Origin of the sequence: Agromyces sp. NPDC060279 (assembly GCF_042726785.1) — a bacterium.
Taxonomy (GTDB): Bacteria; Actinomycetota; Actinomycetes; order Actinomycetales; family Microbacteriaceae; genus Agromyces.
Map to the genome: position 1 here is coordinate 1,091,500 of NZ_JBHXBK010000001.1, position 25,620 is coordinate 1,117,119.

General features: G+C 70.6%; 24 protein-coding genes and 1 tRNA gene. 10 read left to right on the forward strand and 15 right to left on the reverse strand.

The annotated features are described in order from the left end of the window. Positions 1–145: 145 nt before the first annotated feature. From ACFWE1_RS05185 to ACFWE1_RS05200, 4 genes are read right to left on the reverse strand one after another with little or no spacing between them, the layout of a single operon-like run. The gene (locus tag ACFWE1_RS05185; RefSeq protein ID WP_376932423.1) at positions 146–1,489 is read right to left on the reverse strand and encodes an MFS transporter; all 1,344 of its coding nucleotides are present in this window, start codon (positions 1,487–1,489) and stop codon (positions 146–148) included. After that, positions 1,486–3,129, reverse strand: coding sequence for a hydantoinase B/oxoprolinase family protein (locus ACFWE1_RS05190; RefSeq protein WP_376932424.1), 1,644 nt, complete (start codon positions 3,127–3,129; stop codon positions 1,486–1,488). Before ACFWE1_RS05190 ends, ACFWE1_RS05185 begins: the two co-directional genes overlap by 4 nt. Beyond that, positions 3,126–5,126 (reverse strand): hydantoinase/oxoprolinase family protein, encoded by a 2,001-nt coding sequence (locus ACFWE1_RS05195; RefSeq protein ID WP_376932425.1) that lies wholly within the window; start codon positions 5,124–5,126, stop codon positions 3,126–3,128. The genes ACFWE1_RS05190 and ACFWE1_RS05195 overlap by 4 nt, the downstream gene beginning before the upstream one ends. A 26-nt stretch (positions 5,127–5,152) precedes the next feature. Further along, positions 5,153–5,716, reverse strand: a complete 564-nt coding sequence (locus ACFWE1_RS05200; RefSeq protein ID WP_189083636.1) for a helix-turn-helix domain-containing protein — start codon at positions 5,714–5,716, stop codon at positions 5,153–5,155. Between the two features lie 92 nt (positions 5,717–5,808). Between ACFWE1_RS05200 and ACFWE1_RS05205 the strand changes: the two genes are divergently transcribed. Together ACFWE1_RS05205 and ACFWE1_RS05210 are read left to right on the forward strand one after the other, a co-directional pair. Further along, positions 5,809–7,197: an NAD(P)/FAD-dependent oxidoreductase gene (locus tag ACFWE1_RS05205; RefSeq protein ID WP_376932426.1), complete on the forward strand. Its 1,389-nt coding sequence runs from the start codon at positions 5,809–5,811 to the stop codon at positions 7,195–7,197. A 55-nt stretch (positions 7,198–7,252) separates the two neighbouring features. Further along, on the forward strand, positions 7,253–7,627 hold the full coding sequence (locus ACFWE1_RS05210) for a nuclear transport factor 2 family protein (protein ID WP_376932427.1): 375 nt from the start codon (positions 7,253–7,255) through the stop codon (positions 7,625–7,627). An 18-nt stretch (positions 7,628–7,645) separates the two neighbouring features. Here the strand turns inward: ACFWE1_RS05210 and ACFWE1_RS05215 are convergent, their stop codons facing one another. The 5 genes from ACFWE1_RS05215 to ACFWE1_RS05235 all read right to left on the reverse strand — a co-directional run bounded on the left by ACFWE1_RS05215 (position 7,646) and on the right by ACFWE1_RS05235 (position 11,164). Then, positions 7,646–7,837, reverse strand: coding sequence for a hypothetical protein (locus tag ACFWE1_RS05215; RefSeq protein WP_376932428.1), 192 nt, complete (start codon positions 7,835–7,837; stop codon positions 7,646–7,648). 46 nt (positions 7,838–7,883) lie between these two features. Continuing rightward, positions 7,884–8,600, reverse strand: a complete 717-nt coding sequence (locus ACFWE1_RS05220) for a haloacid dehalogenase type II (protein WP_376932429.1) — start codon at positions 8,598–8,600, stop codon at positions 7,884–7,886. 55 nt (positions 8,601–8,655) lie between these two features. Further along, positions 8,656–9,759, reverse strand: coding sequence for an acyl-CoA desaturase (locus tag ACFWE1_RS05225; RefSeq protein ID WP_376932430.1), 1,104 nt, complete (start codon positions 9,757–9,759; stop codon positions 8,656–8,658). 169 nt (positions 9,760–9,928) lie between these two features. After that, entirely contained in the window at positions 9,929–10,132 is a 204-nt protein-coding gene (locus ACFWE1_RS05230) for a cold-shock protein (RefSeq protein ID WP_243570791.1), read from the reverse strand. Between the two features lie 543 nt (positions 10,133–10,675). Then, positions 10,676–11,164, reverse strand: a complete 489-nt coding sequence (locus ACFWE1_RS05235; RefSeq protein WP_376932431.1) for a CinA family protein — start codon at positions 11,162–11,164, stop codon at positions 10,676–10,678. A 161-nt stretch (positions 11,165–11,325) separates the two neighbouring features. Between ACFWE1_RS05235 and ACFWE1_RS05240 the strand changes: the two genes are divergently transcribed. Next, the gene (locus ACFWE1_RS05240) at positions 11,326–11,706 is read left to right on the forward strand and encodes a hypothetical protein (protein WP_376932432.1); all 381 of its coding nucleotides are present in this window, start codon (positions 11,326–11,328) and stop codon (positions 11,704–11,706) included. Here the strand turns inward: ACFWE1_RS05240 and ACFWE1_RS05245 are convergent. Next, complete coding sequence (locus tag ACFWE1_RS05245; RefSeq protein WP_376932433.1) at positions 11,703–12,488, reverse strand: TetR/AcrR family transcriptional regulator; 786 nt, start codon at positions 12,486–12,488, stop codon at positions 11,703–11,705. The genes ACFWE1_RS05240 and ACFWE1_RS05245 overlap by 4 nt on opposite strands. Positions 12,489–12,520: 32 nt before the next feature. Next, positions 12,521–12,970 (reverse strand): hypothetical protein, encoded by a 450-nt coding sequence (locus ACFWE1_RS05250; protein WP_376932434.1) that lies wholly within the window; start codon positions 12,968–12,970, stop codon positions 12,521–12,523. A gap of 178 nt (positions 12,971–13,148) precedes the next feature. On the opposite strand from ACFWE1_RS05250, the gene ACFWE1_RS05255 reads away from it, so the two are divergent. From ACFWE1_RS05255 to ACFWE1_RS05265, 3 genes are all read left to right on the forward strand, one after another. Beyond that, a complete protein-coding gene (locus ACFWE1_RS05255) occupies positions 13,149–14,165 on the forward strand; it encodes a zinc-binding alcohol dehydrogenase family protein (RefSeq protein WP_376932435.1) in 1,017 nt (338 codons plus the stop codon). A gap of 25 nt (positions 14,166–14,190) precedes the next feature. Further along, on the forward strand, positions 14,191–14,619 hold the full coding sequence (locus tag ACFWE1_RS05260) for a MarR family winged helix-turn-helix transcriptional regulator (RefSeq protein ID WP_376932436.1): 429 nt from the start codon (positions 14,191–14,193) through the stop codon (positions 14,617–14,619). Between the two features lie 475 nt (positions 14,620–15,094). After that, the gene (locus ACFWE1_RS05265) at positions 15,095–20,386 is read left to right on the forward strand and encodes a CshA/CshB family fibrillar adhesin-related protein (RefSeq protein WP_376932437.1); all 5,292 of its coding nucleotides are present in this window, start codon (positions 15,095–15,097) and stop codon (positions 20,384–20,386) included. Between the two features lie 178 nt (positions 20,387–20,564). Here ACFWE1_RS05265 and ACFWE1_RS05270 read toward each other — a convergent pair. Then, positions 20,565–20,655: transfer RNA gene (locus tag ACFWE1_RS05270), tRNA-Ser, on the reverse strand. Between the two features lie 94 nt (positions 20,656–20,749). Between ACFWE1_RS05270 and ACFWE1_RS05275 the strand changes: the two genes are divergently transcribed. Together ACFWE1_RS05275 and radA are read left to right on the forward strand one after the other, a co-directional pair. After that, complete coding sequence (locus ACFWE1_RS05275) at positions 20,750–21,520, forward strand: SGNH/GDSL hydrolase family protein (RefSeq protein ID WP_376932438.1); 771 nt, start codon at positions 20,750–20,752, stop codon at positions 21,518–21,520. A gap of 9 nt (positions 21,521–21,529) precedes the next feature. After that, entirely contained in the window at positions 21,530–22,894 is a 1,365-nt protein-coding gene (gene radA / locus ACFWE1_RS05280; RefSeq protein ID WP_376932439.1) for a DNA repair protein RadA, read from the forward strand. A gap of 43 nt (positions 22,895–22,937) precedes the next feature. Here radA and ACFWE1_RS05285 read toward each other — a convergent pair whose 3' ends face one another. Next, complete coding sequence (locus ACFWE1_RS05285; RefSeq protein ID WP_285463033.1) at positions 22,938–23,345, reverse strand: dehydrogenase; 408 nt, start codon at positions 23,343–23,345, stop codon at positions 22,938–22,940. Between the two features lie 69 nt (positions 23,346–23,414). Between ACFWE1_RS05285 and ACFWE1_RS05290 the strand changes: the two genes are divergently transcribed. Then, complete coding sequence (locus ACFWE1_RS05290; protein ID WP_376932440.1) at positions 23,415–24,074, forward strand: pentapeptide repeat-containing protein; 660 nt, start codon at positions 23,415–23,417, stop codon at positions 24,072–24,074. A gap of 23 nt (positions 24,075–24,097) precedes the next feature. Further along, positions 24,098–24,364 (forward strand): SHOCT domain-containing protein, encoded by a 267-nt coding sequence (locus tag ACFWE1_RS05295; RefSeq protein ID WP_376932441.1) that lies wholly within the window; start codon positions 24,098–24,100, stop codon positions 24,362–24,364. Between the two features lie 7 nt (positions 24,365–24,371). Here ACFWE1_RS05295 and ACFWE1_RS05300 read toward each other — a convergent pair whose 3' ends face one another. Together ACFWE1_RS05300 and ACFWE1_RS05305 are read right to left on the reverse strand one after the other, a co-directional pair. Then, positions 24,372–25,013, reverse strand: a complete 642-nt coding sequence (locus tag ACFWE1_RS05300; protein ID WP_376932442.1) for a hypothetical protein — start codon at positions 25,011–25,013, stop codon at positions 24,372–24,374. A 73-nt stretch (positions 25,014–25,086) separates the two neighbouring features. Next, positions 25,087–25,590, reverse strand: a complete 504-nt coding sequence (locus tag ACFWE1_RS05305; RefSeq protein ID WP_376932443.1) for an amino-acid N-acetyltransferase — start codon at positions 25,588–25,590, stop codon at positions 25,087–25,089. Positions 25,591–25,620 lie beyond the last annotated feature (30 nt).

The window sequence follows — 25,620 nt, forward strand, 5'->3', positions numbered from 1 at the left end:
CCCTCCCTTGACATGTCTAACACAACCTTCCCCTCGTGTGTTTGATGTCCTCCTTCCCCCCCCCCCCCCGTCAACCACCCACCGCCTCCTCCCTCCCGTGTCGTCGTCCCGGGGCCGTCGTGCCGGTCTTCCCGGCGGGTGCGCGTCAGGCGCGGATGAGCTCGCCGTCGGCGGTCGTCGCCTCGCCTTCACCGGCCACGTCGGGCTGCTGCAGGCGCGGCAGGATCAGCACGCAGACGATCATCACCGCGGCGGTGACCGCCGGGATCAGCGCGATGAAGAAGACGTCGCCGCCGGTCGCCTCGAGGATCGCCGTCGCGGCGATCGGTGCCAGGCCGCCGCCGATGACCGCCGCCAGGTGGTACGAGAGCGAGGCGCCCGTGTAGCGGGTGTCGGTGGTGAACAGCCGCGCCACGTCGGAAGCGAGCACGCCGTAGGCCGCGCCGACGAACACCATCGAGACGCCGACCGAGACGTACAAGCCCCACGGCGGCGCCGCCGCGGCCAGGTAGAACGAGGGGAAGGCCCAGAGCAGCAGCGCGACGGCGGACACGACGTTGATCCGCTTCGTGCCGATCCGCACGCTGAGCACCGCCGCGACCACGATGAACACGCCCTCGACCACCGCCGCGATGAGGTTCGCCGGCAGCGAGACCGCGGACGACAGCCCGACGGAGTCCGTCGCGTACACGAGCATGAAGCTCGTCATCAGGTAGTAGGTGAGGAACACGGCGGCGAACGAGCCGATGCCGACGAGCAGGTGCGGGGTCTGGAAGCGGAACAGCTTCACGATCGGCACGGAGCCGCTGCGCTCCTGCTTCGAAAGCGCCGCGAACTCGGGGCTCTCGGCGACCTTCGAGCGGATGATGAAGCCGATCGGGATGAGCACGATCGAGGCGAGGAACGGGATGCGCCAGGCCCACTCCTGCATCGCCTCCTGACCGAACGCGGCGTTCACCGCGAGGGTCATCGAGGTCGCGAGCACGAGGCCGATCGGGGAGCCGAGCTGGGCGAAGGAGCCGAACAGCGCCTTCTTCTCCGGCGGCGCGTGCTCGACGCCGATGAGCGCGGCGCCGCCCCACTCGCCGCCGGCCGCGAGGCCCTGGCAGAGCCGCAGGGCGACGAGCAGCACCGGCGCGGCTGCGCCCCAGCTGTCGTAACCGGGCAGCAGGCCCATCGCGAAGGTCGCGACGCCCATCATCAGGAGGGTGATGATCAGCGTCTTCTTGCGGCCGATGCGGTCGCCGATGTGCCCGAAGATGATCGCGCCGAGCGGGCGGGCGACGAAGCCGACGCCCATCGTCGCGAAGAGGATGAGGACGCCGGTGAGCGGCGAGACCTCGGGGAAGAAGACGACGTTCAGCGCGAGGGCGGCGGCCTGCGCGTAGACGAAGAAGTCGTACCACTCGATCGAGGTGCCGATCACGGCCGCCGCGGCGACGCGGCGCATCGAGGTGGGTTGGGAGGTGGTGGGGGAGGTGGTGCTCATCGCTGATGCTCCTTCGCATAGCCATCGGTGGTGTCGGATTCTCGGGCGCGCGCCGAACGGGAGCCGGGGTCGCCGATGCCGCCGCCGCCTCCGGTCAGCACCTCGATCCGGTCTCCGCGGTCGAGCGTGCCGCTGAAGACGGCGGTGATCGGCTCGACGCGGCCGTCGGCCCGCGTCAGCCGGAAGCGGCCGACCGCGCCCGGCTCGCCGCCGGCGAGGCCGGGGGCGCCGCTGCGGTGCCGGTCGGCGTAGCCGGCGATCTGCACGCCGTCGGCGAGCGCCTCGTAGACGCGGCGGATGCCGAGGCCGCCACGGTGCTCGCCGTCGCCGCCGCTCGACTCGACGAGCGAGTACTCGGTGATCGCGAAGTGCGAGTAGTCCGTCTCGAGCGACTCGATGGGCGCGTTCGCGCAGTTCGAGATGGGGTTGTCGAGCGCGTCGGCCCCGTCGTGCGCCTGGCATCCGCCCCATCCGCCGCCGAGGATCTCGACGACGACCTGGTAGTCGCCCGTCGCGGCGAGGTGGCTGATCGCGAAGGCGGTCGTAGTGTCGAAGCCGGTGGCGACCGCGGCCTCGGGCACCGCCTGGCCCATCGCGCTCACCACGACGTTGAACACGCGGCTCGCCGGGGTGAGCCGGGCCCGCACCGCGGCCGGCGGCGCGGGGTTCAGGATCGAGCCGTACTCGGTGAGCACGGTGATCGGCCGGTTGCAGCCCTCGTTGAACGGGATGTCGGTATCGCTGATCATGCAGCGGATGGCGCTCTGCACCGCGGACACCGTCGAGGCGTACGGGCAGTTCACGTTGCCGACCACCTGCGGTCCGCTGCCGCGCAGGTCAACAACGATCTCGTCGCCGGCGACGGTCAGCACGACCGCGACGGGGATGTCGCCGGCGCCCCAGGGCGAACCGTCGACGAAGTCCGCCGCGCGGTACTCGCCGTCGGGGATCGCCCGGATGGCGCTGCGGAACCGGCGCTCGGCGTAGTCCTGCAGCTCGTCCATCGCCGCGAGCGTCGGCTCGAGCCCGTACCGCGCCGCGATCTCGGCGAAGCGCTGCTGGGCGATGCGGTTCGCGGCGAGCTGCGCCTCGAGGTCGCCGATGACGAGGTCGGGCACCCGCACGTTCGCCTCGATGATGCGCCGCACGAAGCCGCGCTCGCCCCAGTCCCGGCTGAGCGAGAAGGTCGAGACGGGCAGGCGCAGCCCCTCCTGGTAGATCTCGGTGGCATCGGCGCTGAGGCCGGCGTACGCGCCGCCGACGTCGACGTGGTGCGCCGTGGTCGCCGCGAAGCCGACGAGCGAGCCGTCGAGGAAGATCGGGTTGAACAGGTAGATGTCCTGCAGGTGCTGCCCGCCCTTGTACGGGTCGTTGTAGAGGATCGCGTCGTCCTCGGTGAGGGCGTCGACGTCGAGCTCGGCGAGCGCGTGCTGCAGCGCGATGGCGACGCCCGCCGTCATGATCGGGATGCACTCCGCCTGCGCGACGATCGCGCCGCGGCGGTCGGCGAGCGCGACCGAGAAGTCGCGCGCCTCCCGCACGATCGAGGAGAACGCGGCGCGGCGGAGGTTCACCGCCATCTCGCGGGTGAGCGACTCGAAGGCCGACTTGAAGAGGCCGAGCTGGTGCTGCTGGGTCATGCGGCACTCCGTTCCAGGAGGAGGTTTCCGTGCTCGTCGATCTCCGCCAGCCAGCCGGCGGGCACGAGCGTGGTCGAGGTGTCGTCGGCGACGACCGCGGGCCCCTGCACCGGGGCGGACATGCCGCCGCGGTGCAGCACCGGGGCGTCCCGGCGCTCGCCGTCGACGAGGATCGAGGTCGTGCCGGCCGGGGTGTCGTTCGCGGCGGTCTGCACCGCGGCGACGGGCGGCTTCTCGCCGGTCAGCCGCAGGCGCACCGTGACGAGCTGCGCGGCGCGCTGCTCGCTCGAGTGGCCGAACTGGCGGTGGTGCGCGGCGTGGAAGCCGGCGAGCAGCTCGCTCGCCTCGTCGCCCGGCGCGAACGGCACCGCGAGCTCGAAGCCCTGGCCGCGGTAGCGGATGTCGGCGAGCCAGCTCGCGACGAGGCCGTCGGCGGCGACGCCGGTCGCGGCGATCTCGGCGCGCGCGGCGGCCTCGATCTCGCGGCAGGCGGCCGCGAGCTCTGCGGCGGAGACCGCGGCGAGGTCGGGCTGGAACCAGGTGGCCGAGAAGTCGCGCTTGAAGGAGGCTGTGAGCAGGCCGTAGGCGGAGGTGAGCCCCGCGTGCGGCGGCACGAGCACCCGGTCGATGCCGAGCTCCTCGGCGACCGAGGCGGCGTGCAGCGCGCCGGCCCCGCCGTAGGCGATCAGCGCGGCGCCGTCCAGCTCGTGCCCGCGCTCGAGCGAGACCTCGCGGATCGCGCCGGCCATCGTGACGTCGGCGAGCTGCAGCGCGTCGGCGGCGACCTGCTCGACGGAGCGCCCGAGGGCGGCGGCGAGCGGCTCGAAGGCGGCGCGCGCGGCGTCCCGGTCGAGCTCGAAGCGACCGGCGAGCCGGGCTCCGGCGGGCATCGCGCCGACGAGGAGGTTCGCATCGGTGATCGTGGGTCGGCTGCCGCCGCGGCCGTAGCAGGCGGGGCCGGGGTCGGCGCCGGCGCTCTCCGGGCCGACGGAGAGCAGCCCGCCGGCGTCGATGTGCACGATGCTGCCGCCGCCCGCGCCGACGGTGTGGATGTCGACGAGCGGCACCCGCAGCGGCAGGCCGTCGACGACGGTGCCCGTCGCGAGCTCGGGCTCCTCGCCCTCGACGAAGGAGACGTCGGTGCTGGTGCCGCCCATGTCCATGGTGACGATGCGGTCGACGCCGGCCGCGGAGGCGATCGTGACCGCCCCGCTCACGCCCGCGGCGGGCCCGCTGAGCAGCATGGTGACGGGCCGGGAGATGGCCGCCTCGGGCGGGACGATGCCGCCGTTGGACTGCATGACGGCCATCGAGCGGATGCTGCGCTCGGCGACGTGCGAGCGCAGGTTCTCGAGGTAGGCGCCGACACGGGGACGGATGAAGGCGTCGACCACCGTCGTCGTGGTGCGCTCGTACTCGCGGAACTCGCGCACGACCTCGTGGCTGAGCGAGACCGGCAGCTCGAGCCCGGCGGCCTCGATGGCCGCAGCGACCCGGCGCTCGTGCTCGGGGTTGGCGTAGGCGTGCAGCAGGCAGACCGCGATCGCGGAGACGCCGGCCTCGGCCAGCGTCGCGACGGCGCGGGCGACGCCCTCCTCGTCGAGGCCGCGGAGCACCTCGCCCTCGGCCGACACGCGCTCGTCGACCTCGACGATGTGGCGGCGGGCGACGAGCGGCTCGGGCTTGGTGTAGCCGAGGTCGTACATCCGGGTCCGGTCCTGGCGCTGCAGGAAGACGAGGTCGCGGAAGCCCTTCGTGGTGATGAGGCCGATCGGGCCGCCCTTCCGCTCGAGCAGGGCGTTGGTGGCGACCGTGCTGCCGTGCAGCAGCTCGGCGCCGTCGACGAGCTCGTCGGGAAGCCCGCCGAGGCCCTCGAGCACGGCGAGCGAGGGGTCCTCGGGGGTGGAGAAGACCTTGTTCGTCGCGACGATCCGTCCGACGTCATCGACGACGACGACATCCGTGAAGGTGCCGCCGCATTCGATTCCGATGCGCATGGTGTTCCTCTTGCTTTCTGTGGGGGTCAGTAGCTCGGCGGCGACATGAGCCAGACGGCGACCGCACGGCCCCCGTCGGCCTCGCGCGCGCGGTGCGGCGTCGACGACGCGTAGGAGATGCTGTCGAGCGGTCCGAGCACGTGGGTCTCGGTGCCGATGGTGACCTCGAGCCGGCCGCTCACGACGAGCAGGGTCTCTTCGGAGTCGCCGTGGGCGTAGAGCTCGTCGCCGGTCGTGCCGTGGGCGTCGAACTCGCCGATGAACGATTCGAGCTGGGTGTTCGTCGTGGGCGTGATGCGCACCTTGCGCGCGCCGATGCCGTAGGGGTTGAAGTTCGCCGAGGCGTGCCGGTGCACGGAGAGCTGGCGGCGCTCGTTGAAGAGGTCGCCGACGGGCATCTCGAGGGCGGCGCAGATGCGCTGCAGGGTGGCGATGCTCGCGCTCGCCCGGTCGCGCTCGAGCTGGCTCAGGAAGCTCTCGCTGATGTTCGCCTCGGTCGAGACGCTCGCGAGGGTCTTGCGCAGCACCCGGCGGCGTGAGCGCAGGCGTTCGCCGACGGTGTGGGTGTTCGGGAGCTCGTTCTCCGGCATGGCCACGAACGTACAGCAGAGTTCACACACACGCAAGAAGACTTGAATATTGGTTCAGAAAACTTTACAGTCGAGGAGCAACGACGAGGTATGTGAAGGGCGGACCCCACGTGATCAACGGTGAATTCGGCTTCTGGGCGAACCGGAACGAACCCATCCGAGCCGATCCGCTGCGCGAGTCCGGCACCGCCGACGTCGCCATCGTCGGCGGCGGGTACACCGGTCTCTGGACCGCCCTCGCACTGCACTCCGCCGATCCCTCCCTCGACATCGTCGTCCTGGAGGCCGAGCAGTTCGGCTTCGGCGCGTCCGGGCGCAACGGCGGATGGCTGTCCTCGAAGCCCGTGGGCATGCGGCCGGTGCTGGCGCGCGGCAGCGGCCGGGATGCGGTGCTCGACGTGGAACGACGACTCCTCGCGACCATGGAGACCGTCGTGGACGAGTTCGCCGCGGAGGGCGTCGACATCGGCGCCGAGCGCGGCGGATGGATCCAGGTGGCCCGCACCGCGCCCGAGCTCGCCCGCCTCCGGGCGAGCCTCGCGGGACACCGCGCCTGGGGGCTCGGCGAGGAGCACGTGCAGCTCGTCGACGGCGACGCCCTGCGCGAGCGGATCGACATCCACGACGCCGTCGGCGCGCTCGTCTCCCCCGATTGCGTGCGGGTCGACCCGTTCCTCCTGCTCCGCGGAGTGTTCGAGCGAGCGCGCGCGGCCGGCATCCGCCTCCATGAACGTTCGCGCGTCACCGAGATCGCGCCCGGCTCGGTGCGGGTCGGTGCGCTCGAGCTGCGTGCGAAGCGGATCGTCCTCGCCACCGAGGGCTACACGGCGGCCCTCGCCGGGCGGGGCCGGGAACTGCTCCCCCTGAACAGCGCGATGATCGCGACCCGACGGCTCGACGACGACGAGTGGGCGCGGATCGGCTGGGAGCCGGCCGCCGGCCTGTCGGGCTCGGCGCACACCTACTTCTACGGGCAGCGCACACCCGACGGCCGCATCATCATCGGCGGCCGGGGCAGGCCGTACCGCTTCGGCTCCGGCTTCGACGATCGCGGCCAGGTCGACCGCGGCACGGTCCGGGCGCTCGAGGCGATCGTCGAGGACCTTTTCCCCGGCCTCGGCGCCGAGGCGGAGTACGCCTGGTGCGGCGTGCTCGGCGTGCCCCGCGACTGGACGCCGTTCATCGACTGGGACTCGGACAGCGGCATCCTCCAGCTCGGCGGGTACGCCGGCCAGGGCGTGACGGCGGCGCGGCTCGCGGCCGACGCGGCGGCCGCGCTCCTCACCGGCAGCGACGACCCGATCGCCCGCATCCCCTGGGTCAGGCAGCGCCCGCGGCGCTGGGAACCCGAGCCGCTGCGCTGGATCGGGGCGAACGGCCTGTACCGCGCCTACTCCGTGGCCGATTGGGTCGAGCAGCGCTCCTCGAGCCCGCGCACCTCGGTGATCGCGAAGGTCGCGGACGTGATCGCGGGGCGCTGACGGCCCCGCGGTCAAGCCCTGCCGGTCCACGCGCCCGGCGCGTAGATTCCGCGGCATGACGGCACTCACCCTCGAGACCCTGCTCGCCCTCGAGCACGACGGCTGGAACGCGCTCTGCGGAGCGCGCGGCGGCGGCTTCTACGGCGAGCTGATGACGGCGGAGGCCGTCATGGTGCTCGTGAACGGCGCGGTCCTCGACCGCGACGCGGTCGCCGCCTCGCTCGACGGCGCGCCGCCCTGGGCCGAGTTCGAGCTCACCGAGCCCCGGCTCGTGGCGATCGCCGACGATGCGGCCGCGCTCGTCTACCGGGCGCGCGCGGCGCGCGACGACGATGAGGACCCGTTCACCGCCCTGATGACGAGCGTGTACGTGCTCCGCGACGGCCGGCCGCGGCTCGCGCTGTACCAGCAGACGACGGTCACGCGCTGAGGCGGTGCGGGCGGCGCCTCACGACTCCCGCCGCGACCCGCCGTCCGCATCGCGCCGGCCGAGCACGCGCTGCCACCAGCCGCGCTTCGGCGGCGCCTCGGGCTCCGGCTCGGCCGCGGGCCGCTCGCCCTTCCAGATCAGGTAGGCGAGGTACGGGTCGTCCTCGGGGTTCGTCGGCGGCGGCACGGCCCGCCGTCGTCTGATGCCCATGGTCGCCTCCCCCCGTCGGCCCGGTCACCGTTCCTTCCAGTGTCGGTCATCCACCCGGGAACTCCCCCAGAGACGATTCCGTCCGCGCGGCGAGTCGTTCGGCGAGCTCGAGCAGTCCCTCGGCGCGCACGTCGAAGGTGTCGGAATCGCGCGGCGGGTCCCCGACCGGGCGGTGCACGTACGCGGTCCGCATGCCGGCCGCCTGCGCGGCGCGCAGATCCCAGGCGTGCGCCGCGACCATCAGGATGCGGTCCGGCCGACACCCGCTCGCCTCGACGGCGAGTCGATAGACGGCGGGGTCCGGCTTGTACGCGCGAACGGTCTCGGCCGAGAGCACCCCGTGCCAGCGGAAGCCGGCGTTCGCCCCCAGCCGGCCGAGGGTGCGCGCGCTCGCGTTCGAGAGTCCGAGCACCCGGACCCGCGGCGTCAGCCGGTCGATGCCGGCAGCCGAGTCCGGCCAGGCGGGGAGCCGCTCCGCAGCCGTCGCCAAGCGGCGGACGAGGGCGCGATCGGTGACGCCGGCCGCCGCCGCGACCGCCGTGGCGGCCTCGTCGTCGAGCACGTCGCCGTTCGCGTACGCACGATGGCCCTCGGCGATCCGCTGCTGCTCGCCCTCGACCAGCTCCTGCCAGCGCGCCCGCAGCGCCCCGACCTCGCGCTCGCCGCTCGCGTCTCGGAGCGCGGCCTCGATCCCGCCCGGTTCGTCCACCAGGGTGCCGAGCACATCCAGCAGCACGACGTCGATCTCAGCGAACGCAGCCATGCTCCCGAGCGTAGCGGAGACGACGGTCCGCACCGCTCGGCGCGGGGTGCTGCGCTCAGCGGTACCTGGCGGCCACCGGGCAGTCGAAGGGGTCGCGCGCGGCGAGCCCGACGCGGTTGAGGTACGCGATCACGATCGCGTAGGAGCGCCAGATCGACGTCTCGGTGTACGGCACGTCGTGGGTCTGGCAGTACTCGCGCACGATCTCCCGGGTCCGGGCGAGGTGCAGGCGCGACATGCTCGGGAAGAGGTGGTGCTCGACCTGGTAGTTGAGGCCGCCGTAGAGCCACGTCGCCCACCATCCGCCGCGGATGTTGCGCGAGGTGCGCACCTGCTTCTGGAAGAAGTCGAGCTTCGCGTCGGGTGCGATCACCGGCATGCCCTTGTGATTCGGCGCGAAGGACGCGCCCATGTAGACGCCGAAGACGGCGAGCTGCACGCCGACGAAGGCGAACGCCATCCCGAGCGGCAGCACGAGGAACACGGGCACGAGCACGACCGCGAGACGCGCGGCGATGATGGCGAGCTCGGTCCAGCGCCCGGCGACCGGGCCGCGGCCGAAGAGGTAGCGGAGGCTCTGGTAGTGCAGGTTCAGGCCCTCGAGCGTCAGCAGCGGGAAGAACCACCAGCCCTGCTTGCGGGTGAGGAGCCGGCGCAGGCCCCGGGCGTTCGCGGCATCCTCTTCGAGGAAGGAGATCGTGTCGACCTCGATGTCGGGATCCTTGCCGACGCGGTTCGGGTTGGCGTGGTGCCGGCTGTGCTTGCTGTCCCACCAGCCGTAGCTCATGCCGACGAGGCCGGCGAGCACTCGCGCGAGCCGGTCGTTGGCCGGCCCGGAGGCGAGGATCTGGCGGTGCGCCGCCTCGTGCGCGAGGAACGCGAGCTGGGTGAACAGCAGCCCCAGCGCTCCGGCGATGAGCAACTGGTACCAGCTGTCGCCGAGCAGGACGAAGCCGGCGACCGCTCCGCCGAAGGCGAGCGCGATGCCCGCACCGACGAGGCCGTAGAACCACGGCGTACGGCGCAGGAGCCCGGTCTCGCGGACGGTCTGGGAGAGCTGGCTGTAGGCCCGGGTGATCGGCGGGAAGTCGCCGGCTCGGGCGTAGGTCTGTCGGACGGGGCCGAGCACGGCCTCCTGGACGATGGGGATGGTCGGCATGGGGGCTGCCTGTCTGTGCTGGGCCGCGAGTCTTCGGCCGTGAAGCCAAAGGCGGGTGCCCATCGCTGATCCCACGCTACGCGGCGAACCATGCCGTGGCCTGCATACCTCCCGTGACCCCGCTGGGAGTGGGCGGCCGGCCCCGCCGCTGGCGGGGCCGGCCGGGAGCTCACAGGCCCCGGATGTTGGTGGCCTGGAGGCCCTTCTGACCCTGCTCCACGTCGAACTCGACGCGCTGGTTCTCGGTCAGCTCGCGGTAGCCGTTGCCGGTGATCGCGCTGAAGTGCGCGAACACGTCGGCGGAGCCGTCGTCGGGAGCGATGAAGCCGAATCCCTTTTCAGTGTTGAACCATTTGACGATGCCGGTGGCCATGACGTCATTCCTTCGTTGTCTGGGACCACGGGTGTGATCCGTGAATCCGCGGCGACGGCGCCGCCGCGGGGCTTTGGTGCGCCGGGCGAGGTGATCGCCGGCGGAGTGGATGCCTGCTGGGGTCGCGGCCTCGAGGGCGAGGAAGGCCGCGTCGAGCGTGTCGCAGCGGGCCACGACCCGGCCGATCGCGTCGGAGACGAGGAAGCCGTCGCCGAGGGCCACGACGTGCCCGGCGTACTCGCCGTCACGCGTGGCGCTGTGCACGTCGTGATCGGCTTGCCGCCAGTGCAGGCGAGGGGACGAACTGGTGAAGAGCAGAGAGATGAGAACGATCGTTTCGATACGGCGGCCGGCGTGACGTCGACGTCAGCGGCTGCGGGAAGCTGAGGATGCGCTCCAAGCGCGGAGATGGAATCGGGACGCGTGGAACGCGACGGTGCTCGAAGATGACGGGCACGCGGTCGTGACGACCGGTTGGGCTGCACGGTGAATCACTGCGTCCCAGTGTACGCGATGCAGCTGAGAGGTCCAGAGGCGGAGCGCTCACGCGGAGCGCAGGCGCTCCAGCAGTGCCGCGAGCGCCGCCCGGACGGTCGAGGCGACCACCTCGGCGGGGTCGCCGTCGAAGTGGTGCTCGCCGACGTGCACCCGGTCGTCGAGGGCCACGGCGACGTAGACCGTGCCCGCCGGCCGCCCCTCCTCGGAGCCGGGACCCCCCACCCCCGTCACGGCGACGGCGCCGCGGGCGCCCAGCCGCTCGCGAACGCCGGCCGCCATCTGCTCGGCCGCTCGGGCGGTGACGACCGGACCCGGCGTCACCCCGAGCAGCTCGAACTTCACGGATGCCTCGTACGCCACGATCGATCCCGCGAACCACTCGCTCGCGTCATCCGCCTTTCCGAGCGCGACCGCGATGGCTCCGCTCGTCAGCGATTCCGCCGCCGCGATGCGCAGCCCGCGCCGCTCCGCCTCCGCGGCGACCGCCTGCGCGAGCCGCTCGATCTCCCCGTCCGTTCCGTTCCGCTCCGGCATCCCGCTCCTCCGTTCCCCAGCACCGTCCCGCACGGGATCGGATCACGTCAAGCCCCTCGCGCGGGTGCGCGGGAGCCGCAATGCGTACCGAGCAGGACGGAATGCGCAGCCGCGAACGAGCAACGTCAATACGACTGGAGAAAAACGGTACGGTCGGCGTCATGGGAACGCTGTACTACGGGGACTCGCAGACCCCGATCGGGATCGAGGATCGCGCGCTCGCGCACCTGAAGGTCGTCCTGACCACCAAGCTGCGCCGCAACGAGAGCTTCACCCTGTCCTGGCGGCACCCGGACGACGAGCCGCGCGGGCGCGAGACGCTCTGGCTGCACCCGGCCATCCCGCTCCGCTTCGTCTTCACCGAGCCCGAGCGCCCCGAGCTCAACCCCCAGTGGCTCGAGGACCTCATGCGCTCGGCGAACAGCACCGGCGGCATCGAGCTCGTGCCCGAGCACCTGGACCCCGAGCCCATCCCGGTCGACCCGCGGCAGCCGATCGGCGTCGGCGCGGACGTGCAGGACGTGGAGCCGGCACAGGATTAGCCAGCGTCAGAGGCCCCGGCGGCCAAGACTCCGAGCGACGACAGGATGACCTCGAGCCCGAACTCGTAGGCGTGCTCGGGGTCGTGGGCACTCCCCCGTGCCTCGCCCGCCGCCGAGCCGATCCGCGACGCGAGCGGATACGCGTCGTCTGTGACGAGTCCGGAGAGGATCGGGCCGGCGACCGCCCACCAGCCGCGATCGTCGAGGCCGCTGGCCGCGCGGCTTCGTTCGGCGGCGAGGGCGTCCGCGGCATTGGCCCGCACGAACGACAGGACGAGGGTGAGCGCGTCGTCGACCTCCCGGTCCGAGAGCCCGGATCCTGCGAACGCGCCCAGCTCGTGCTCGTACTTGGCGAGCTGCCCCGGTCCGAGCGGCGGGCGGAGCGTCGACAGCTCGGCGGCCCACGGGTGCGCCAGGTAGAGCGCCCGATTCGCGTCGGCGAGCGCCCGGACGCGCGCGCGCCAGTCGGTGCCGCCGTGCGGCGTCCGGGGCATCCCCTCGTACACGCGGTCGAGCATGAGGTCGACGAGCTCGGCGCGGCCGGGCACATAGCGGTACAGGCTCATCGGCTTCGTCGCGAGCCGCTCGGCCAACCGGCGCATGGTGAGCGCAGTCATCCCCTCGGCGTCCGCGAGCTCGATGGCCGCCTCGACCAGCCGGTCGACGCTCAAGGTCGGGCGCGGACCCGGCCGGGCCGCCGGCTGGGCGAGCCGGGCGCGCCAGAGCAGGCGGATCGACGCGGCGGGATCGCCGGCGCTCGTGCCGGTGCGGTCGTCGGGCATACGGCCATTCTCCCCCGGCGCCGATCAGCGGATCACAACTGCTCGTGCCATCCGCCCGCCACCATCGTCTGGAAGCGCCAGCCGTCGGCCGTGCGCACCAGCAGATCGCCGTAGCGCATCTGCTGGGTGCGCCCGCCGACCGCGAAGCTCGCGTCGGTGACGACGAAGCAGAGCGCCGGCGAGAGAAAGATCGGATGCCTCGTCGAGTGCATCGTCAGCTCGGCGGAGTTCGCGCCGAGCACCTCGCGCATCTGCGCCAGGTACCGGTCCCGGTCGCAGGCCGCGGCGATGCCGTAGCCGTCGGCGTCGTCGGTGACTTCGTTGATCGGGAAGGCAGCGAGGTCCGCCATGCCGTTCAGGTCGCCGGCGGCAACCCGCTCGTCGTAGCGGTCGAACCAGGCGAGCACCTCGGCGAGCTGCTCGGCGGTCGCGTCGCCGCCTGCGGCGGCAGCGGTGATCTCGTGCGTGTCCATGGTCGTCATGCGGTCCTGCTCTCTTTCCGGTCCTGGTCGCGTTCTCAGTGCGCGATCCGTTGAAACGCGTACAGTGTACCCAATTATTCCGTCAGGACTGAGGCTCGGGTGGTCCGCGGGGGCCAATTCCTTAATCGACTCATGCATCGATGCTTTAGTTGATTCAATCAAGCAAATAGGAGCACACATGCGCACCCGACCCCAGCCGTCGTCCCCGGGCACGACGACCCCCGCCGAGATGAACGCCGTCGTCCTCGACCGGTTCGGAGCGGAGGACGAGCTCGCCATCCGCCGGATCGCCGTCCCCGAGGTGGGCGCACGCGAGGTGCTCATCCGGGTGCACGTCGCCGGCGTCGCCTCCTGGGACGCCGAGGAGCGCCGCGGGCACTACGACGGCGTGTTCGGCATCCCGTCGCGCTTCCCGTACATCCTCGGCTGGGACGCGGCCGGCACCGTCGCGGCGGTCGGCCCCGAGGTCACGCGCTTCGAGCCCGGCGACCGCGTCTACGCGGCCTCGACGCCGGTGCCGCGCGGGGGCTTCTACGCCGAGTTCGGCGTCGTCGACGAGGAGCACGCGGCACCCCTTCCCCCGCAGCTCACGATGGAACAGGCCGGAGTGATGGCCTGGGACGCCCTGACCGCGCAGAGCGGCCTCGAGCTGCTCGACCTCCGTCCCGGCCAGACCCTTATGGTCTTCGGCGCCAGCGGGGGCATGGGCCACCTGGCGGTGCAGCTGGCGCGTCACCGAGGCATCCGGGCCCTCGCCGTCTCCTCCGGCGCCGACGGCGTCACCCTGTCGCGGGCGCAGGGCGCGGACGCGGTGGTCGACGGCCGCACCCAGGACGTGCTGGCCGCGGCGGAGGCGTTCGCCCCGGGCGGGATCGACGCCGCGCTCGTGACGGCGGGCGGCCCGGCCGCCGAGCGCGCGCTCGGCGCGCTCTCCCCCGCCGGACGGATCGCCTGGCCGAACGGCGTGCATCCCGCCGCCGCCGTCGCGCCCGCAGCACCGATCCTCCCCTTCGACGGGGACCGGAGTCGCGCGGCATTCGACCGGCTCAACGCCGCCGTCGAGGCGGGCGCGTTCACGCCGCACGTGGCGCAGCGTTTCCCGATGGCCCAGGTGCAGGACGCCCACCGCGCGCTCCGCGAGCACTACGTCGGAAAGCTGGCGTTGCTCGTCGATACTCCGACCCGGATTGCTTGATCGCCTCCAGCGTTAGGATCGGGGCATGGCGCTCCCCCTTCGCATCGCGACCGAGACCTCGGAGGCCGAGGGCGCGCTCCTCGACCTCGTGAACGCCTACGAGCAGGCGTTCGACCGCGCCGCCGCTTCCGTGCAGCTGAGCGCGGCCCAGGCGTGCGTGCTCGGCCGGCTCTCCGAGCACCGCTCGATGGGCGGGCTCGCCGCGGAGCTCGGCTGCGACGCCTCGAACATCACGCAGATCGTCGGGCGCCTCGACGGGATGGGGCTCACGTCCCGTGAAACCTCCCCGGCGGACAAGCGCGTCCGCATGGTGGCGCGTACGGCGGCCGGCGAGCAGGTCACCGAGCGATTCGACCGCGCCTTCGGCTTCGCCCGCGAGGCGCTCGCCCGCCTGTCGCCCGACGAACAGGCGCTGCTCACCTCGCTGCTCCGCAAGGCCCTGCCGGCTTCGTGATGCAGGCCGTCCTCGTGATGCAGAAAACCCCCGATCTCAGCTGAGATCGGGGGTTTTCGCCTGCAGTGACGGTGACGGCGAGAACCCGAATGGCGAATCGATGCGCACCGGGGCACCAGGCAGGATGCGGATGATTCCGGGGATTTCGCTGGAACCGCTGCGCCACGCCCAGCTGTGACGCGTGGGCCGCGCGTCGCCTCAGAGGCCTTGCTCGACCCCACATCGCCGCCGAGGGGTCGACCGAACGGTGGATATCCCCTCGGGCCGACTGGTGAGCGACGCGCGAGGTGATTTGGATACCAAACGGGCAAAAATATAATCCCAGATCAAAGGCTCTTATTGATTTGGCTTCGGATTTTCCTCGCGTTTGGCTTGACGATGCGAGATACCACGATTCAATATGGCTTTCCAGACAGTTCACAGGGTGATTCTCCTCAGAGGGGTGTTGCGAGAACGCGATTGGAGTTCTGGTTTCATGGACGAGAAGATCGAGTTCAGCAGAGGCAAAGAGGCCGACGCCGGACCTGACCAGGGCGAGAAGTTCCGACTCGACCGCAGGGAGCGGACCAGGCGTCTGATCAAGAAGAGCCTTGCCCTCACAGCGACTTTCGCCGTTGTCATGAGCGGCCTGATTCTCGCCGGCCCACAGCCCGCGGAAGCGCGGATCGCGACCGGGGGTACGGGCAAGTGGCGCTCGATGCTCAACTGGATGGAGTGGCCGGGTGACGCATCCGGGAAGATCTCCAACGGTGCAGTTGCCCAGACGCGGCAGCAGATCGGTGATGAGATTCTGACCAGCACGTGCACCCTCACCAGAATCACTGCCTCTGATGGAGCCGGCGACCTCTATCGCTACCGTTCGGGTTCTTGGCAGGGTGACGCGCTCGATGAGCTCTACAACATCGGGGGAACGGGGACGAACAACCAGCTCGTCTCAGGAATCTCCAACGGTCAGAACCCGAGGAACCCTGGAACAATGTCGTTCCACGTCTCCTGCGAGGCAGACGTCGACGGCCGCCCAATCCCGATGGCCGGGCTTGTGTTCGCCGATGCCGAGCAGAACAACTACCAACCCAACGGGCAGCAGGAGAGCATCGCAGCCACACCTGACGATCCCGACAGCGTGACCTGGCGCATCATGGAGCGCACGAAGACCAACGGATGCGCCACCGGCACCTGGGTGAGCCGGTATGCGGATACTGAGCGTCTGCGGATGATGTCGACGGCCGACCAGTGCAGCGGTTCCCCGGGCGGCCCGATCGTCATGACCATGATGGAGGGCGTTTCCTCGGCCACCTTCGAGCTCTGGTCCAACAACGGCGCCGTCTCAGCACTTGCCCTCGGCGTCGTCCACTACGCCGACTTCGGCGACGCGCCCGAACGCTACGGCATTGCAACGGCACTCAGCACGGATACGCTGCGCGGGGGCGAGATCCCCGTGGGGCACACGCAGGCGTTCAACAGCGGCGCTCCCGCCGACGCGACCGTCGGCCAGCCTCTGCCGCGCCTGGGCGCTCGCGTCGATCCCGAGGCGAACCCCCTGTTCAGCGCGGATGCTCGCGGAGACGATACGAACGGTGTCGATGACGAGGACTCGATCACCATCCCGGCGACGATCGAAACCCAACAAGGCCAGACGTACACCTCGCCTCCGGTGTCGTGTTTCGGTCCCGGCAACGTCGTCGGATGGATGGACTGGAACGGCAACGGAGCCTTCGATGACGCAGAGCGATCCACCACCGTCGTGTGCGGGGAAGGCGAGCACTCCGTAACCCTCGACTGGCAGGTCCCCGCCGACGTCGTGGTCGGCGCGAGCACTACGTTCCTGCGACTGCGCATTGCCGACCCTGACGAGACCTTCGGCCCCACGGGAACGACCTTCTCGGGCGAGGTTGAAGACCACCGTGTGCAGCTCCAGGTCGAAGAGATGCTGACGGCATCCGACGATGAATCGCGCGGGAACAACCCGGGATCCCCGGTGACGTTGAACGTCCTGGACAACGATTCCGGCAACGCTGATCCGTCGACGGTGAACATCACCGATTCCGACGGAAACCCGACCAAGGAGCTCACGGTGCCAGGCGAAGGTGTCTGGACGGTCAACGACGACGGCTCCATCACGTTCACCCCGGAAGACGGCTTCCTGGGTGATCCCACCCCGATCTCCTACACCGTGGAGGACGAGAACGGCAATCAGGCCACAGCCAAGGTGGTCGTCACCTACCTGCCCGACGCAGTGGACGACGAGTCACTCGGCAATGACCCCGGCTCACCAGTCACGTTGGACGTGCTGGACAATGACCTGGGCAACATGGACCCCTCGACGGTGCAGATCATCGACCCCGAGAGCGGTGAGCCCACGAAACAGCTCACCGTGCCGGGCGAGGGTGTGTGGCACGTCAACGATGATGGAACCATCACGTTCACTCCGGAGGAAGGATTCACAGGAGATCCGACGCCGATCGTTTACGAAGTTGCGGACGAGAAGGGGGAACCATCACGTGGAAACGTGACCGTGACCTACCTCCCCGTCGCAGCGGACGACGAATCGCACGGCAACACGCAGGGCGAGTCCGTGACCGTCAACGTTCTCGAGAACGACTCTGACAATGTCGACCCGTCGACGGTGAACATCACCGATCCGGACGGAAACCCAACGAAGGAACTGACGGTGCCAGGCGAAGGAACCTGGCTGGTCGACCCGGAGACCGGCGCCATCACCTTCACCCCTGAAGACGGATTCACTGGCAACCCGACCCCGATCTCCTACACGGTCGAAGACCCAGACGGAAACACCACTGGTGCGGATGTTGTAGTCACCTATCTCCCCGAAGCGCAAGACGATGAATCTCACGGGAACACGATCGGTGACGCGGTCACAGTCCCGGTGCTCGGCAACGACTCCACCAACCTCGACCCGACGTCCGTGCTGATCGTGGATCCCGAGACCGGCGACGGGGTCAGTGAGCTCGTCGTACCGGGAGAAGGAACCTGGAAGACTGACCCTGAAACCGGGGCCATCACCTTCACTCCAGAAGACGGATTCAAGGGAAACCCCACCCCAATCGACTACACAGCTGTCGACGATGCTGGGAACCCGGTAACCGCCACGGTGACGGTCACATACCTTCCCGAAGCAACCGACGACGAATCGCTGAACAACACCCGTGGCGAGGCCGTCACCCTCAGCGTGCTGGACAACGATTCCGACAACCTCGGCCCCTCGACGGTCAACATCACCGACCCCGACGGCAACCCGGTGAAAGAACTCACCGTTCCCGGTGAAGGCGTCTGGACCGTGAACGGCGACGGCACCATCACCTTCACCCCGGAGGATGGCTTCGAGGGAAACCCGACCGACATCGCCTACACCGTCGAGAACACGAACGGCGACCTGACCGGCGCGAACGTGCACGTCACCTACATCGACACGCCCGCGGCCGACGACGACCGTTCTGATGGCAACACGATCGGCGACGCGGTGACGGTACCGGTGCTCGGCAACGACTCCGGCAGCAATCTGGACCCGTCGACGGTCCGGATCACCGACCCCGCGTCCGGTGACCCGGTGACCGAACTGGTCGTCCCCGGCGAGGGGACCTGGACCGTGGATGCCGAAACCGGTGACATCACCTTCACCCCGGAAGACGGGTTCACGGGGAACCCGGCCCCGATCGACTACACGGTCGAGGACGAGTACGGCAACGAGACCGGCGCCACCGTGACGGTGACATACCTGCCCGAGGCCAGTGACGATGAGTCGCTGAACAACAAGCAGGGCGAGACCGTCACGGTCCCGACGCTCGAAAACGACAAGGGCGACCTCGACCCGGCAACGGTGCGGATCACCGACCCCGCGTCCGGGGACCAGGTGACCGAGCTCGTCGTCCCGGGTGAGGGGACCTGGACCGTGGATCCCGAGACCGGTGACATCACGTTCACCCCGGAGGACGGGTTCGAAGGGAACCCGACCCCGATCGATTACACGGTCGAGGACGTCAACGGGAACCCCACGGGTGCGACCGTGACGGTGACCTATATCGATGCGCCGCAGGCGCGCGACGATCGGTCCGAGGACAACCCTCCTCGCACGCCCGTCACGCTCACCGTGCTCGAGAACGACGAGGGCGACCTCGACCCGTCCACGGTGAACATCACCGACCCGGACGGCAACCCGGTCAAGGAGCTCACGGTGCCCGGCGAGGGCGTGTGGACCGTCGACGACGAAGGTGAGATCACCTTCACCCCCGAGGACGGCTACACCGGGGATCCGACCCCGATCCACTACACCGTCGAAGACGAGTATGGCAACGAAACGGGCGCCAAGGTTGAAGTCGACTACCTGCCAGAAGCAGCTGACGACGAATCGCTGGACAACCCCCGCGGCGACGCGGTCACCCTGAACGTGCTCGAGAACGACTCCGACGACCTGGACCCGACGACGGTGAACATCACCGACCCGGACGGCAACCCGGTCAAGGAGCTCACCGTGCCGGGTGAGGGCGTGTGGACGGTCGACCCGGAGACCGGAGCCATCACCTTCACCCCGGAAGACGGGTTCGAGGGCCAGCCCACGGACATCGCCTACACCGTGCAGGACAGCTCCGGCAACGAGACCGGCGCGAACGTGCACGTCACCTACATCGACGAGGAACCGCCGGCGCAGCCAGAGGCCCGCAACGACGAATCGCTGAACAACCCGCGCGGTGAGTCCGTCTCCGTGCCGGTGCTGGACAACGACGAAGGCGACCTGGACCCGACGACGGTGAACATCACCGACCCGGACGGCAACCCGGTCAAGGAACTCACCGTGCCGGGCGAAGGCGTGTGGACAGTCGACCCGGAGACCGGGGCGATCACCTTCACCCCGGAAGACGGGTTCGAGGGCCAGCCCACGGACATCGCCTACACCGTGCAGGACAGCTCCGGCAACGAGACGGGCGCGAACGTGCACGTCACCTACATCGACGACCCTGGTCAGCAGCCGGAGGCCGCCGACGATGAGTCCCGCGGAAATGAGCAGGGGAAGCCGGTGACGGTCCCCGTGCTCGGGAACGACGAGGGCGACTTCGACCCGTCGACGCTCGCGATCATCGACCCGAGGACTGGGCAGCCGGTCAAGGAGCTCGAGGAGCCCGGCGAAGGTGTCTGGCGAGTAGACGACGAAGGGAACATCACGTTCACGCCCGACCAGAACTTCACGGGCAACCCGACGCCGATCGAGTACGTCATCTCGGACGAGGACGGGAACGACTCTCGAGCCACGGTCGTGGTGACGTACCTGCCGAGGGCCGCCGATGACGAGTCCTCGAACAATGAACCCGGCTCGACGGTTACCGTCAAGGTACTCGACAACGACTCCGACAACGTCGACCCGTCCACAGTGATGATCATCGACCCGAATAGTGGAAACCCGGTCCAGGAACTCACCGTCCCCGGCGAGGGCGTATGGACCGTGAACGACGACGGGACGATCACCTTCACGCCCGAGAAGGGGTTCACGGGCAACCCCATCCCCGTGGAGTACCAGGTTTCCGACGCTGATGGGAATCCCGTCGTCGCCACGGTCACCATCACCTACCTCAACGTGAGGACCACGCCGCCGCCCACGGACCCTCCAGTGAAGCCAGGATCGCCGGAGCCGGGCGACCGGTTGCCGGTGACTGGTATCGAGGCAGGAACCGCGTGGATCGCCGGCGTGTTGCTCCTCGGCCTCGGCGCCACCCTGCTGGTGCGTCGACGCCGTCGTCAGGACGAGCTCGGCTAGCGCCGATCGTCAAGCCGGCCGAGCATCCTGGCTCGTCTCGAACAGGCGGCGATGGGCGCGACGCAGTGAGCAGGCTCAACTCGAACCTGGGTCGTGCGGGCCGTCGTCGGAAGGCCGCAAGTACACAATGAAACCCCTGCGATCCCAATGTTCTTTGGGCATCGCAGGGGTTTCATTCTGGCGGTGACGGTGGGATTTGAACCCACGGTAGGGGGTTACCCTACACAACTTTTCGAGAGTTGCACCTTCGGCCGCTCGGACACGTCACCGGGATCGATAGTAGACGATCCCGCCCGGCTGGCCAAAACGGACGGACGGCGGATGGCTCAGCCGACGTTCAGCGGACACCCATAGTTTCGTCGCATGCCCGCACCGCACCGCCTCGCCACCATCGCGCTCGTCGCCGGAGGGATCGGCGCCGCCGCGGCCGCCGGCGCCCTCGGCTGGCGCGCCTTCGGCGAGCGCCGGCGCGAGCAGTCCGCGGTCCTGAACGAGACGCTCCCCGTGCACTCGAAGTGGTGGCGCGAGCTCGCCAAGACCCGCGGCGAGCTGCTCTACGTCGCCATCGGCGACAGCGCCGCCCAGGGCATCGGCGCGAGCCGTCCCGATCTCGGCTACGTCGGCCTGCTCGCCGACGAGCTCCGCACCCGCAGCGGGCGCACGGTGCGGGTTGTGAACCTCAGCGTCTCCGGGGCGACCGTCGGGCTCGCGGTGCGCGACCAGCTGCCCCGCTTCAGCAAGCTGCGCCCCGATGTCGTGACCGTCGCGATCGGCGCGAACGACATCGCCGACTGGGATGCCGCGGCCTTCGCCGAGGGCATCCGTGCCGTGTTCGACGCGGTCCCCGAGCACGCCGTGGTGGCGGATCTGCCCTGCTTCTACTTCCCCGCGAACGAGCGCAAGGTCGCCGAGGCGAACGCGATCCTCCGCCGCGAAGCCGCGGTGCGCGGACTCGTCGTCGTGCCGCTGCACGAGGCGACGCGGCGGCAGGGCGTGCGCGGCATCCTGACCGGCTTCGCGAAGGACTGGTTCCACCCGAACGACCGCGGCTACCGGGTCTGGGCCGGCGCGTTCCGACCCGCGGTGATCTCGCGGCTGGCCGAGCTGCGGGGCCGTGTCGGGGGCCGCGGCTAGGCTCTGGGCATGGCCCGAACGAGCACCGCCTTCCGCTGCACCGAGTGCGGGTGGAGCACCGCCAAATGGGTCGGCCGCTGCGCCGAGTGCCAGCAGTGGGGCACCGTCGTCGAGGCCGCGGCGCCAACCGGCATCACGCGCACCGTCAAGGCCGCCGCCATCGCGCCGTCGCAGGCCGCGCGGCCCATCGCGCACATCGAGGTCGCGGCCACGAGCCATCGCGCGAGCGGCATCGGCGAGTTCGATCGGGTGCTCGGCGGCGGCATCGTCGCGGGCGCCGCCATCCTGCTCTCCGGCGAGCCCGGCGTCGGCAAGTCCACCCTGCTGCTCGAGGTCGCCGCCCGCGTCGCCGCGAGCGGCCGTCGCGTGCTGTACGTCAGCGCCGAGGAGTCGGCCGCCCAGGTGCGGCTGCGGGCGGGCCGTACGGGCGCCCTGCACGACGAGCTCTATCTCGCCGCCGAGGCCGATCTCGCCACGGTGCTCGGGCAGATCGACGAGGTCTCCCCCGAGTTGCTCATCGTCGACTCGGTGCAGACGGTCGCGAGCTCCCTCGTCGACGGCCTGCCGGGTCAGCCGAGCCAGGTGCGCGAGGTGGCCTCCACGCTCATCCGCGTCGCGAAGGAGCGTGATCTGCCGCTGCTCCTCGTCGGTCACGTCACGAAAGACGGCACGATCGCCGGTCCCCGCCTGCTCGAGCACCTCGTCGACGTCGTGTGCCACTTCGAGGGCGACCGGCAAACCTCGCTGCGCTTCGTGCGGGCGCTCAAGAACCGCTTCGGCCCCACCGACGAGGTCGGCTGCTTCGAAATGACCGGCGACGGCATCGCCGAGGTGCCCGACCCCTCCGGCCTGTTCCTCAGCCGCGCCCGCACCTCGGTGAGCGGCACCTGCGTCACCGTGGCCCTCGAGGGTCGCCGGGCGCTGCCCGTCGAGGTGCAGGCGCTCGTCGTCGCGACGAAGGCGCCGCAGCCGCGTCGCGTGGTGAACGGCGTCGACCCCTCGCGGGTGGCCATGATCCTCGCCGTGCTCGAGCGACGGGCGGGGCTCAAGGCACTCGGCGAGCACGACGTCTACGTCTCCACCGTCGGCGGCGTGCGCCTCGTCGAGCCGGGCGCCGACCTCGCCATCGCGGTGGCCATCGCCTCGGCGATGCGCGACCGGGCGGTGCCGCACGAGCTCGCCGCCTTCGGCGAGATCAGCCTCGCGGGCGAGGTGCGCCCCGTCGCCGCGGCGACGCAGCGCGCCACCGAGGCCCGCCGGCTCGGCTACACCTCGATCCTCGACGTCGAGGCGGGCAGCGTGCGCGCCGCCGTCGAGCGGGCGATGCTCGCCGCCAAGGGCTCACGCGAGCGCGAGCTCGACGCCGCGTTCTGAGCTCGTCGGCGGATGCGCTCGTCCTCGAATGCGGCGGTTGGGCCTACGCTTCCAACGCGCGCAGCAGCTCGCCGGGCGGCGCCTGCATCGGGTGCGGGCCGGCGATGTCGAGGAACACCGTGGTGATCGTCGACTCGTAGCGCTTCAGGAAGCTGCGCAGCCAGCCGGGGCTCTGCAGCCCCACCGCGGGCGGCAGGTTCGCCGGCTTGTTCGCCGCATCGCTGAAGAGCAGCAGCGCGACCTCGCCGGTCTTCGGGTCGCGGTAGGTCCACACCTCGCCGCCGTCGAGCGGTCGGTCGCGCGGGCCGGGCTTCACGAGCGGCACGACGGTGTTGCCGTGGCGCAGAGCGAGGGCGACCGCCGCCATGTCCTGCCGTTCGAGCGCCTCCGCGAGCGCCTGCGAACGGAACTCGAGGGGCTCCTTCGCCTTCTTCTTGCCCGTGCCTGCCATGCCTCCAGCGTAACCGCGCGCGAACGTGCGCCAGGCCGCCATGTCGGTCGCGGCCAATAGCGTGCAGCCATGCCCAAGCCCACCCGTGCGCCCCAGATCGACCCGCTCCGCCTCGACGACCTCCGGCCCGGCGACGCCGCAGAGCTCGGCCCGCAGCGCACCGTCGAGGGGCTCCGCTTCGTCGACGCCGAGGTCGAGGGCCGCGACCTCTCCGGCGCGACGTTCTCCGAATGCGAGCTCGTGGGGTGGAACGCGCACGAGGCCTCGTTCCGCGCCGCCCGCTTCCTCGAGACGCGCATCGAGCGGTTGAACGCCCCGGTCCTCTCCGCGGCGCGCTCGACGTTCCGCGACGTGCGCATCGAGGGCTCCCGCATCGGCTCCGCCGAGCTCTACGACGCCGAACTGCACTCCCTCGTCGTCGAGCAGTCCAAGCTCGGCTGGGTCAACCTGCGGGCCGCCCAGTTGCGCGACGTCCGCTTCCGCGGCTGCACCTTCGACGAGCTCGACCTCGGCGAGGCCACCCTCGCCCGGGTCGCCTTCGAGGACTGCACCGTCGGCGAACTCGTGGTCACCCGCACCACCATGCAGGACGTCGACCTGCGCGGCCTCGACATCCGCGCCATCCGCAGCCTCGAGGGCCTCGCCGGCGCCACGATCGACTCGCAGCAGGCCGCTGCCCTCGCCGAGCACTTCGCGGCCCAGCTCGGCCTGCGCATCGAAGACCGCTGACCCCCCGGCGTTAGGCTCGAGCCATGTTCATGGGATTCGACGGCTGGCACGCGCTCATCATCCTCGGCATGGTCCTCGTGCCACTCGCGATCGTCGCGGCCATCGTGCTCGTCGTCGTGCGGGTCTCCCGCAACCAAGCGACCCCGAGCCCCGCCGCGTCGCAGAACGCCCCGGCGCACGCCCCGAGCGCATCCGAGCGGCTCGCCGAGCTCGATCGTCTGCGCGAGCAGGGCCGGGTGAGCGACGCGGAGTACGAGCAGACCCGCGCGCGCATCCTCGGCGAGCTCTAGCGACCGCTCAGTACAGCAGGAACTGCTTCGTCTCGGCCGAGGTGATGCCGTCGACGGAGACCTCGAGGTGGTACGAGGCGCCGTCGGCGGGCACGGCCTCGCGCGCGCCGGTGCACGTGTCGGTCGAGGAGCGGGTGCGGTCCCAGACGATCGGCACGGCCGAGCTGACCGGGGTGCCGGGCGTGAGCGAGACCTGCGCGTCGACCGCATCGGTCTGGCAGTCGCTCGAGCGCCAGTAGACCTCGTCGCCGCTGCTGATCGTGAACTCCTGCACCGCGGTGCCCGCGTTCATGACGCAGACGTTCTTGCCGGTGTTCGTGATCGACAGGGAGAGCTGCGGCTGCTCCCCCGCCTGATACTGCCCCATGTCGGTGACCGCCTCGACGAGCAGCTGCGCGGGGTCGCACGGGGCGCCGTCGGCGGCGGTCTCCTCGGTCGGGATGACGGTCTCCGGCGCCGTGCTGGCCGGGGCATCCGTCGTCTTCTCCGCCGGCGGAGGCGTTTTCTCGTCGCCCTGGCTGGAGCCCGGGCGCACGATGACGAGCACGATCGCGACGATCACCGCGACGACGCCGAGCAGCACCATCAGCCGGCGACGCCGGTACACCGCGGGCGAGAGCCGCCCGTTCGGTGCAGGGTTCGTCGACATGGCCACAGGGTACGTCGAGCGGCGCGCGGCGCCGGGCAGGCACGCGGCGCGCCGGGGCATCCCCCAGCTCGGCTCAGAGGCGCTTCAGCATGCGCGTGTTGCCGAGCGTGTTCTGCTTCACCCGGGCGAGGTCGAGGAACTCGGCGACGCCCTCGTCGTGCGAGCGCACGAGCTCGGCGTACACCTCGGGGTCGACGGTCTCCTCGCCCATGTCCTCGAAGCCGTTCCGGCCGAAGAATCCCACCTCGAACGTCAGGCAGAACAGCCGCGACAGGCCGAGCTCGCGGGCGTCGTGCTCGAGCGCGTCGAGCAGGGCGTGCCCGACGCCGCGGCCGAGCCACTCCTCGGCGACCGCGAGCGTGCGGACCTCGCCGAGGTCCTCCCAGATCACGTGCAGGGCGCCGGCGCCGATGACCTGGCCCTCGGCGTCCTCGGCGACCCGGAACTCCTGGATCGCCCCGTAGAGGTCGACCCGCTCCTTGCCGAGCAGGATTCGTCGGCTGACGAACGGCTCCACGACGTCGATGATCCTCGGCACATCGCTCGTGCGCGCCCGGCGCACCGTGAAGTCGGTCATCGCCCAATCGTAGGACCGCGCGGCTCGCCG

Coding starts and splice junctions, on each gene's coding strand:
- ACFWE1_RS05185 (WP_376932423.1), bottom strand. CDS start 1,489: ATGAGCACCACCTCCCCCACCACCTCCCAACCCACCTCGATGCGCCGC.
- ACFWE1_RS05190 (WP_376932424.1), bottom strand. CDS start 3,129: ATGACCCAGCAGCACCAGCTCGGCCTCTTCAAGTCGGCCTTCGAGTCG.
- ACFWE1_RS05195 (WP_376932425.1), bottom strand. CDS start 5,126: ATGCGCATCGGAATCGAATGCGGCGGCACCTTCACGGATGTCGTCGTC.
- ACFWE1_RS05200 (WP_189083636.1), bottom strand. CDS start 5,716: ATGCCGGAGAACGAGCTCCCGAACACCCACACCGTCGGCGAACGCCTG.
- ACFWE1_RS05210 (WP_376932427.1), top strand. CDS start 7,253: ATGACGGCACTCACCCTCGAGACCCTGCTCGCCCTCGAGCACGACGGC.
- ACFWE1_RS05215 (WP_376932428.1), bottom strand. CDS start 7,837: ATGGGCATCAGACGACGGCGGGCCGTGCCGCCGCCGACGAACCCCGAG.
- ACFWE1_RS05220 (WP_376932429.1), bottom strand. CDS start 8,600: ATGGCTGCGTTCGCTGAGATCGACGTCGTGCTGCTGGATGTGCTCGGC.
- ACFWE1_RS05225 (WP_376932430.1), bottom strand. CDS start 9,759: ATGCCGACCATCCCCATCGTCCAGGAGGCCGTGCTCGGCCCCGTCCGA.
- ACFWE1_RS05230 (WP_243570791.1), bottom strand. CDS start 10,132: ATGGCCACCGGCATCGTCAAATGGTTCAACACTGAAAAGGGATTCGGC.
- ACFWE1_RS05235 (WP_376932431.1), bottom strand. CDS start 11,164: ATGCCGGAGCGGAACGGAACGGACGGGGAGATCGAGCGGCTCGCGCAG.
- ACFWE1_RS05240 (WP_376932432.1), top strand. CDS start 11,326: ATGGGAACGCTGTACTACGGGGACTCGCAGACCCCGATCGGGATCGAG.
- ACFWE1_RS05245 (WP_376932433.1), bottom strand. CDS start 12,488: ATGCCCGACGACCGCACCGGCACGAGCGCCGGCGATCCCGCCGCGTCG.
- ACFWE1_RS05250 (WP_376932434.1), bottom strand. CDS start 12,970: ATGACGACCATGGACACGCACGAGATCACCGCTGCCGCCGCAGGCGGC.
- ACFWE1_RS05255 (WP_376932435.1), top strand. CDS start 13,149: ATGCGCACCCGACCCCAGCCGTCGTCCCCGGGCACGACGACCCCCGCC.
- ACFWE1_RS05260 (WP_376932436.1), top strand. CDS start 14,191: ATGGCGCTCCCCCTTCGCATCGCGACCGAGACCTCGGAGGCCGAGGGC.
- ACFWE1_RS05265 (WP_376932437.1), top strand. CDS start 15,095: ATGGACGAGAAGATCGAGTTCAGCAGAGGCAAAGAGGCCGACGCCGGA.
- ACFWE1_RS05275 (WP_376932438.1), top strand. CDS start 20,750: ATGCCCGCACCGCACCGCCTCGCCACCATCGCGCTCGTCGCCGGAGGG.
- radA (WP_376932439.1), top strand. CDS start 21,530: ATGGCCCGAACGAGCACCGCCTTCCGCTGCACCGAGTGCGGGTGGAGC.
- ACFWE1_RS05285 (WP_285463033.1), bottom strand. CDS start 23,345: ATGGCAGGCACGGGCAAGAAGAAGGCGAAGGAGCCCCTCGAGTTCCGT.
- ACFWE1_RS05290 (WP_376932440.1), top strand. CDS start 23,415: ATGCCCAAGCCCACCCGTGCGCCCCAGATCGACCCGCTCCGCCTCGAC.
- ACFWE1_RS05295 (WP_376932441.1), top strand. CDS start 24,098: ATGTTCATGGGATTCGACGGCTGGCACGCGCTCATCATCCTCGGCATG.
- ACFWE1_RS05300 (WP_376932442.1), bottom strand. CDS start 25,013: ATGTCGACGAACCCTGCACCGAACGGGCGGCTCTCGCCCGCGGTGTAC.
- ACFWE1_RS05305 (WP_376932443.1), bottom strand. CDS start 25,590: ATGACCGACTTCACGGTGCGCCGGGCGCGCACGAGCGATGTGCCGAGG.